Here is an 8,460-nt window from a genome sequence, read left to right as displayed (position 1 = left end):
TGCGCCCTTCCGGGCGCGGCGAGTGTGTACAACCCCATAGCGCGCCCAGGGTTTCACCCCGGACCCGCCGTCACGGAGGCGGCGGCGGGCTCGTCGTGTCCGGCGGTGGCGGGGGTGCGGGCGGCGGGTTTGACGGCTCCGCGGGCGACGGCTCCGCAGGTTTGCCCAGCACCCGCGGCGGCCGGTTCCGCGGCCGCGGCACGTCCGGCGAAGGCGGCGGCCGGTCCACCGGCGGCAGCGGCTCGCCCGCGGGGGGCGGGGGCGGCACCGGGTCGCGGAACACGCGCCCGCCGCCGTCCGAGGCGCGCGGGAATCCGCCCGCCCCGCGGTCCGAACCGGCTGGCGGCGCGGGCAGGGGCGGAGGCGGAGGGAGCTGCGGCAGCATGGTGTCGCTCGGCTGGATGCCGCCGGTGCCGGACGGGTACGCGGTGGAGAAGGTGTCGTCGTACACCGGGACCGCGCCCCACTCCTCGTCGCGGAACGTGGTGTCCATCACCCCGCCCAGCATCCCCGCGTTGCAGGTCGACGCGGGCACGCTGTTCAGGAAGTACTCCGTGTACGTGGGCCCCTTCGCGGGACAGGTCGCATCCACCACGGCGCCCGTGAGCCGGTCGGCCTGCGCGCTCGCCACGTCGCCCGGCTGCGACCAGCCGCGCGGCTGCGGGCGTCCGGCGTACACGCGGCTCATGATGCGCGCCCACACGGGAGCGGCGATGGTGCCGCCGGACGCGCCGGCCACCACCGTCTGGGGCTTGTCGAGCCCGATCCACACGCCGGTCACGATCTCCGGCGTGTAGCCCACGAACCAGACGTCCGTCGCCGCGTTGGTAGTCCCCGTCTTCCCCGCCGCGGCGCCGCGGAAGCCCGCCGCGCGCACCGCCGTGCCGCTGCCGCGGTCCACCACGTCGCGCAGCATGGAGGTGAGCACGAACGCCTCGCCCGCGTCGATCGCATCCTCGGTCTCCGTCTGCCCCTCCCAGTCGGCGCCGCCCGCGGGGTCCTCCACGCTGCGGATCAGATGCGGCACCACCTTGCGGCCGCCGTTGGCGAACGCCGCGTAGGCGCCCACCAGCTCCACCGGCCGCACCTCCGCCGCACCCAGGGCGGCGGAGGGTACGGTCGGGATGTCGGTCGTGATGCCCAGCTTCCGCGCCGTCGCCGCGACCGCGCCCATCCCCACCTGCTGCGCCAGCCGCACCGTCACCGTGTTCTTGGACCTCGCCAGCGCGTCGCGCACGGTGATGGGGCCGTCGTACGTCCCTGTGTAGTTGCGCGGCGTCCACGTGCGTCCGCCGGAGAGCGTGACGGTCACGGGCGCGTCCTCCACCCGCTCGTTGGGCGCGACGCCGTTCTCCAGCGCGGTGAGGTAGACGAACGGCTTGAACGCCGAGCCGGGCTGCCGCCGCGCCTGGAACGCGCGGTCGAACTTGCTGTCGTCGAAGTCGCGCCCGCCCACCAGCGCCCGCACCTCGCCCGTGGCGGCGTCCATCACGATCGCCATGCCCTGGAGATACGGAGTCGTCCCTCCCTCGTCCGTGGTCTTCCCGGGCGAGTACGCGGGGTGGCGGTACGCGCCGAACCGGCCCGCCTCCACCTCGGCGAGCTGCTTCGCCAGCTCCTCCTGCGCCGCCTTCTGCGCCTCGGGATCGTACGAGGTGTGCACGCGGAGGCCGGCCGTGTAGAAGCGGTCGCCCACGCGCTCCTCCAGCTCGCGGCGTACGCGGGCCACGAACCACGCCTCGACGCCCGCCCGCTGCTTCGGCCCGCCCTCGCCGCGCGCCAGGCGGATGGGCTCGGCGCGCGCGGCCTCGGCCTGCGCGGCGGTGACGTAGCCGGCCTGCGCCATCTGGCCGAGGACGAGGTTGCGGCGGGCGAGCGCGGCGTCGCGGTCCTCGCGCGGGTTGATCTGCGAAGGCGCCTTGGGCAGCCCGCCGATCAGCGCCGCCTCGGCCAGGGTGAGCTTCGCCGCGGACTTGCCGAAGTACTCCTGGGCCGCCGCGTCCACGCCGTACGCGCCCTCGCCCAGGTAGATGTGGTTGATGTACAGCTCCAGGATCTTCTTCTTCGGGAACGCGCGGTCGATCTGCCGGGCGATGCGCATCTCCATGAACTTGCGGCGGATGGAGCGCTCCTGGTACGGCAGCCGCTTGGGGAAGAGGTTGCGCGCCAGCTGCATGGTGATGGTGCTGCCGCCCTCCGCCCCGCTCCGGCTGCGGATGTCGCTGAGGATGGCGCCCCCGAAGCGCTTCCAGTCCACGCCGCCGTGCTCGTAGAAGCGCCGGTCCTCCACCGCCAGGAACGCCTTGGGCAGGTAGTCCGGCACCGCGTCGATCGACACCACGCGGCGGTTGATGCTGGAGAGCGAGCCGAAGGGCTTGTCGTGCACGTCCAGCAGCTGCGAGCCCTCGGCCTGGAAGCCGTTCAGGTCCGAGAGCGGGGCGCAGCCGCCCATGCCGCACGGCGCGAACCAGAGCCAGGCGAATGCCAGCACGCCCAGGCCGAAGACGATGCCGAACGCCCACTTCAGCGCGCGCTTCCACCCCGCCCGGCGTTGCGGCGGGGGCGCGGCGTGCGTGTGCCCGGCGGCCGGGCTCAACAGGGTCCGGTCGTCGTCGTACGTGCCGTGGTCCATGCGCGTCTTCGGTCCTGCGTCAGTGGGATGGAGGCGGCGCCGGGGGCCTCTTCGCCTCGACCGGCGGCGGCTGCGGCTGGCCGGGGAACACGGGGCGCCCCGGCAGCTCGGGCGTGGGATCGACCCAGCGGTCCGGCAGCGGGGCCGGCGCCTCGCAGGTCGCCTCGGGCACGAAGCGCGCGGCGAAGAAGTCCTCTTCCCCGCTGCCGTAGGGGCAGTTCGCCGTGAGCACGCGGCCGCCGTCTATGCGGCGCACCACCACGCTTTCCGGACGCTTCCACGGCTCCGGCGGCTTGCGTCCGGCGTAGAAGGTACGCATAACGCGGGCCCACACCGGGGCCGCCAGCGTGCCGCCCGTGGCCCCCGCCATGATGGTCTGCGGGTTGTCCATCCCGATCCACACGCCCGCCACCAGGTCCGGCGTGTAGCCCACGAACCACACGTCGGTGTTGTCGTTCGTCGTCCCCGTCTTCCCCGCCGCGGGGATGTCGTACGACAGGCCGCCCACGTCCGGATCGCGCACGGTGGCCCCCGTGCCGCTGTCCACCACGCCGCGCAGCATGTCGGTCATGATCCAGGCGATGCCGGGGTCGATCTGCGGGTCCGGAGCGGGGCTGGACTGCCACAGCAGCTTGCCCTGGTGGTCCTCCACCTTCACCACGTACTCCGGCTCCACGCGGAAGCCGCCGTTGTCGAACGTGGCGTAGGCCGTGATCAGGTCCAGCGGCACCACCGCCGCCGAGCCGATGTAGACCGACGGGTAGCCGGGGATGCGCGTGCCGATCCCCGCCCGCCGCGCCATGCTGCGCACCGCCTCGATCCCCGCCTCGCGGCCCAGGCGAATGGCGGCGACGTTCTTGGAGAAGCGCAGCGCGTTCCGCATCGTCGTCCACCCGCTGTACTTGCCGTCGTAGTTCTTGGGCGCCCACACAGTGCCGTCGCTCATGGAGATGGAGAACGGCTCGTCCGACACGCCGGACAGCGGCGAGCGCCCGTGCTCCAGCGCCGCCGCGTACACGAACGGCTTGAACGACGAGCCCGGCTGCCGCATGGCCGACGTGGCCCGGTTGAACTGCGACTGCTTCCAGTCGCGCCCGCCCACCATCGCCTTCACCAGCCCCGTCGCCGGGTCCACGACGACGACCAGGCCCTGCAGGTACGGCGTGTTGCGCACCGGCTGGCCGGGCGCGAGGCTGGCGGTGAACTTCGCGTACGTGGGATGCGGGAAGTCGCCGTACTCGCCCTTCTCGATCGTCTCCAGGTGCTCCTCCAGCCCGCGCTCCGCCACCTCCTGGAGGGTCGGATCGAGGGCGGTGTAGATGCGCAGGCCGCCGGTGTACAGCAGCTCGCCGAACTTGTCCTCCATCTCGTGCCGCACCCGCTCCACGAAGTACGGCGCCCGCAACGCGCCCGTGGGCGGGACGAGGGCGAGCGGCATCCCCCGCCCCGTCGCCGCCTGCGCCGCGGTGATGTAGCCCGCTCGCTCCATCGCGGCGAGCACCAGGTCGCGGCGGACCTGCGCCGCCTGCGGGTTGCGGCGCGGGTTGTAGTACGAGGGGCCCTTGGGCAGCGCCGCCAGCGTGGCCGCCTCCACGTACGTCAGCTTCGACGCGGGCTTGCCGAAGTACGTGCGCGACGCCGCCTCGATGCCGTACGAGCCGGAGCCCAGGTAGATGGTGTTGAGGTACATCTCCAGGATGCGCTCCTTGCTGTACGAGCGCTCGATGTCCATCGCCAGCTTCACCTCGGCGATCTTGCGGCGGGCGGTCTTCTCGCGCATGGGCAGCTGCTGCGGGAAGAGGTTGCGCGCCAGCTGCATGGTGATGGTGCTGCCGCCGGGGCCGCCCCACCCGCCGATCACGTTGTCGCGCACCGCCGCGATCATGCGGATGGGGTCCACCCCCTGGTGCGAGAAGAAGCGCTGGTCCTCGATGGCCACGAACGCCAGCGGCACGTAGCGCGGCAGCGAGCGGATGGGCACCACCGTGCGCCGCTCGCGGTAGAACGAGCCCAGCAGGTTGCCGCGCGCGTCCAGGACCTGGCTGGCCTGGTGCGGCGCGTAGTCGCCCACCTGCTCCGCCGTGGGGCACGTCCCGGCGCACGCGCGCGTCCAAGCGGCCACCAGCCCGCCCGCGCCGCACGACCCCAGCCCCACCATCGCCAGGCCGATCACCACGCGCCGCTCCCGCGGGCGCCCCATCGCCACGCGCAGGCGGGTGAGGCCGCGCGCCGCGTGGCCCCGCAGCTCGGCGGCCGATGGCATCTTCCGTCGCACCTTCTCGCTCCGTTCGCTCACGGCAGAACTATCTCTCGGGCTTCGGTTTCCGTAGGTTGATCCCCCATAATACCCGCCCGCCCCCGCCGACGCACGTTTTCCCGCCGGCCCCGCGCGCGGAGTCCCGTCCACCGATCCGTCCCCGGCCGGCGATCGGACACGGCGCGATCCGCCGAGCCGCTGCAATGCATCGGCATCCCGACACCCCACGCGCCGCGCCCCACCACCCGGTAGTACGTCCCCTCTCCCACGCGGTTGTGGGAGAGGGCGGCGGCTCTCAGGCCGCCGGGTGAGGGCCCCTTTTCCAGGAGCCACGTCCGTTGAAACCCTACGACCTTGCAGTGATCGGCGGCGGCACGGCGGGGCTGGTGACCTCCGCCGTGTCCGCCGGCATCGGCGCGAAGACGGCGCTGATCGAGCGGAACCGGCTGGGCGGCGAGTGCCTGTGGACCGGCTGCGTGCCCTCCAAGGCGCTCATCCGCTCCGCCTCCGTGCTCGACGCGGTGCGCAATGCGGCGGACTACGGCATCAGGGCGGAGGGCGGATCCGCGGACTTTCCGGCGGTGATGGACCGCGTGCGCGCCATCATCGCCCGCATCGCACCGCACGACTCGCCGGAGCGCTTCCGCGGGCTGGGCGTGGACGTCGTGCAGGGCGCGGCCCGCTTCACGTCTCCCGAAGAGGTGGAGGTGGACGGGAAGCGCATCCGCTCCAAGCGGTGGGTGATCGCCACCGGCTCGCGCACCGCCGTGCCCAACGTGCCGGGGCTGGAGGCCGCGGGATTCGTCACGCACGAGGACGTGTGGGACCTGTCCGCGCTGCCGGAGTCGATGCTCGTCCTCGGCGCCGGACCCATCGGGATCGAGATGGCGCAGGCGTTCGCGCGGCTCGGCTCCACCGTGACCGTGGTCGGCGCATCCGCGCAGGTGCTGGAGAAGGAAGATCCCGAGATCGCCGCGGTCGTGCAGCGCCGGCTGGAGCGCGAGGGCGTCCGCATCCTCCTGCGCGCCCGCGCCACCGCCGTGCGCGTGGAAGACGGCCGCAAGCTCGTGACCGTGCAGACGCCCGCCGGAGCGCAGGAGATCACCGCCGGCACCATCTTCGTCGCCACCGGCCGCAAGCCGAACGTGGAGGGCATGGGGCTGGAGGAGATCGGCGTCGTGGTGGAGAAGGACGGCGTGAAGGTCGACGAGTACCTGCGCACCACCCTGGCGCACGTGTGGGCCGCGGGCGACGTGGTCGGCCCGTACCGCTTCACGCACGTGGCCGACTACCACGGCCGCCTCGTGGCGCCCAACGCCCTCTTCCCCGTGCGTCGCAAGCTGGACTACCGCGTCGTGCCGTGGTGCACCTTCACCGAGCCCGAGGTCGCCCGCGTGGGGTTGACGGAAGACGAGGCCCGCGAGCGCTGGGGCAGGCGCGCCGACGTGTTCCGCTACACGCACGATTCGCTGGACCGCGCCCTCTGCGACGGCGAGCCGGACGGGCTCACCAAGCTCGTCGTGGGCCCGTCCGGGCGGCTGGTAGGCGCGCACGTCGTGGGGCCCCGCGCGGGCGAGACCATCCACGAGGCCGTGCTCGCCATCCGCCACCGGCTCAAGCTCTCCGCACTCTCGGGGATGATCCACGTCTACCCCACCTACCCCGAGTCGCTGAAGCGCACGGCGGATGCGTACCTCCGCTCGCGCTTCTCCGGCGGCCTCGCCCGCCGCGCCGCCGACCTGGCGGTCAAGTGGCTGGTCTGAGCTTGCGGCGCGGCGCCCGCATCTCCCGAAGCCATTGCCGGAATACAACTTGCGTTAGGTGAAAAGCTTCACGGAAACGCTCATCACCGACGCCAGGAGACAGCATGGACCGCAACGAGCACGATGCCCGCGGGGACGAGCCGTCGCAGGGCGGCTGGACCAGGGGCGACAAGATGCACGCCGAGGGGCTGGAAGCCGCCGCCCAGGCACCGGACTCCACGCGCGGGATCGCCGAGGAGATCGGCCGCGAGATGGATGCCCGCCCGGCGGGCGGCACCCCATCGCGCAACGACGGCCGCAGCGGCACCACGGCCAACGAGACCGGCACGAACCGCACGACGGACGAGAACGCCTCCGTCGGCCGCAACTCCGCCGGGACCAGCCAGGAACGCAACCGCTGACGGCCTGGCGGGCAGATGTGCGAAGGGCCCCTCACCGCGAGGGGCCTTTTCGTTTCGGGAGATGCACGGCCGCGCATCCTCCCGATGCCCGAACGCCTCGGCGGATGCGCGGCAAGTAGTTCCCGACGTGCATCATCTTCCGACACGTGAGGGTAGATAATCTTCACCCGTTGAGAAGATTATCTACCAACTTCCGTCTGCGTATGCACGTGTGAGGATCGACGACGGATCGTTCCGCGGGCGGGTTCGGCCTACACGCGCGGCGGGCCTCCGCCCTGGAGCAGCGCCCGCCCGCCGAACCAAAGCAGTGCGGCGAGCGCCGCGAAAAGCAGCACCAGCACCAGCGCGGTCCCGCCGACCACGAGGCGGCTGGACCGCTTGGTCTCGTCCCTGTCCGCGAGCGAGCGGCGCAGCAGCTCCACGTTGCGCGAGTTGGACTTCCACCCGAAGTCGAACACGTCGCCCAGCACAGGCACCGCGCCCAACACGGTGTCCAGCACCACGTTGGCCACCATCCGCACCAGCACCGGCCCGCCGGCGCCCAGCCGTGCCGCCTCGAGCACCACGTACGCCGAAGCCGCCGCGCCCACCGCATCACCGATGCCGGGAACCAGGCCCAGGATGGGATCCAGCCCCACGCGCCAGCCCAGCACGGGCACGCGGAACGCGTTGTCCATCACCATCGTAACCGCTTTCACGCGGCGAAGCGCGGGGTGCTCGTGCGCGGCGGGCAGGTCGTCCGGCATGGCGGCTCCTGAATGGGATCTGGAAGCTCGAAAGGACGGCGTGTGGCTTCGCACCCTTCTTGCGGTGCTTAGCGCGTGCCAGCGCCTCCCGGCGGGTGGGGATACGGCGGAGCGGATGGGCCGTTACCGCTCTCGAAACGCCTGAAGCGAACGGCGTCGTACCTCTCCGGACGGCGCCCGCAGCGACCGCTCAGCTGGTGCCTCACACGCGTTCGGAACAGTTCCCGCCGAACCACGAAAGCCCGGCCACGCGTAGGACTTACACACTCATAGGCCCAATCGTGGCGAGGGTGCTTCCCCCCTGGTTGCGGCCATTGACGCGCGGCCCGGCCGACGCTAGTCTGCAAGTCCCCATACGCGCATTCCGTCGCTTCTTCGCGCGCTCCAGCCTCATCACCCACGGTACCGTCTTGCGTCACCCCCGCGTCCTCGGAAACGAGCCTGCTCCCTGGGGCCTAGCCGGCCCTCCGCCCGTCCGCACGCTCGGCGCTCCCACGCCGTGCGAGGTGGCGTGGGTGGTGGCGAACGGCATCGAGCAGGACCTGCGCGCCGGCCAGGAGCTGATCGGCGAGGGTGAGCGCGCGGACGTGGTGTACCTGGTGGTGGACGGCTGCCTGCTCGCGTCCGGCGGCCCCGCGGGCCTGCCGTTCCACGTGCTCCC

At 72.4% G+C, this 8,460-nt stretch carries 5 protein-coding genes; 2 read left to right on the top strand and 3 right to left on the bottom strand.

Features of this window, described 5'->3' with window-relative positions:
- Positions 1-70 precede the first annotated feature (70 nt).
- Complete coding sequence (locus VFE05_12850) at positions 71-2,632, bottom strand: PBP1A family penicillin-binding protein (GenBank protein HET6230953.1); 2,562 nt, start codon at positions 2,630-2,632, stop codon at positions 71-73.
- A 19-nt stretch (positions 2,633-2,651) separates the two neighbouring features.
- Positions 2,652-4,907 (bottom strand): PBP1A family penicillin-binding protein, encoded by a 2,256-nt coding sequence (locus tag VFE05_12845; protein HET6230952.1) that lies wholly within the window; start codon positions 4,905-4,907, stop codon positions 2,652-2,654.
- Positions 4,908-5,227: 320 nt separating this feature from the next.
- On the opposite strand from VFE05_12845, the gene VFE05_12840 reads away from it, so the two are divergent.
- Both VFE05_12840 and VFE05_12835 read left to right on the top strand, forming a co-directional pair.
- Positions 5,228-6,652 carry a mercuric reductase gene (locus tag VFE05_12840; GenBank protein ID HET6230951.1) on the top strand — a complete coding sequence of 475 codons (1,425 nt, stop codon included), beginning with the start codon at positions 5,228-5,230 and terminating at the stop codon, positions 6,650-6,652.
- 104 nt (positions 6,653-6,756) lie between these two features.
- On the top strand, positions 6,757-7,053 hold the full coding sequence (locus VFE05_12835) for a hypothetical protein (protein ID HET6230950.1): 297 nt from the start codon (positions 6,757-6,759) through the stop codon (positions 7,051-7,053).
- 251 nt (positions 7,054-7,304) lie between these two features.
- Here the strand turns inward: VFE05_12835 and VFE05_12830 are convergent, their stop codons facing one another.
- Complete coding sequence (locus VFE05_12830) at positions 7,305-7,799, bottom strand: DUF4112 domain-containing protein (GenBank protein ID HET6230949.1); 495 nt, start codon at positions 7,797-7,799, stop codon at positions 7,305-7,307.
- Positions 7,800-8,460 lie beyond the last annotated feature (661 nt).

The sequence above is a fragment of the Longimicrobiaceae bacterium genome (assembly GCA_035696245.1).
GTDB lineage: Bacteria > Gemmatimonadota > Gemmatimonadetes > Longimicrobiales > Longimicrobiaceae > DASRQW01.
This window is presented reverse-complemented; position numbering and strand designations above follow the sequence as displayed.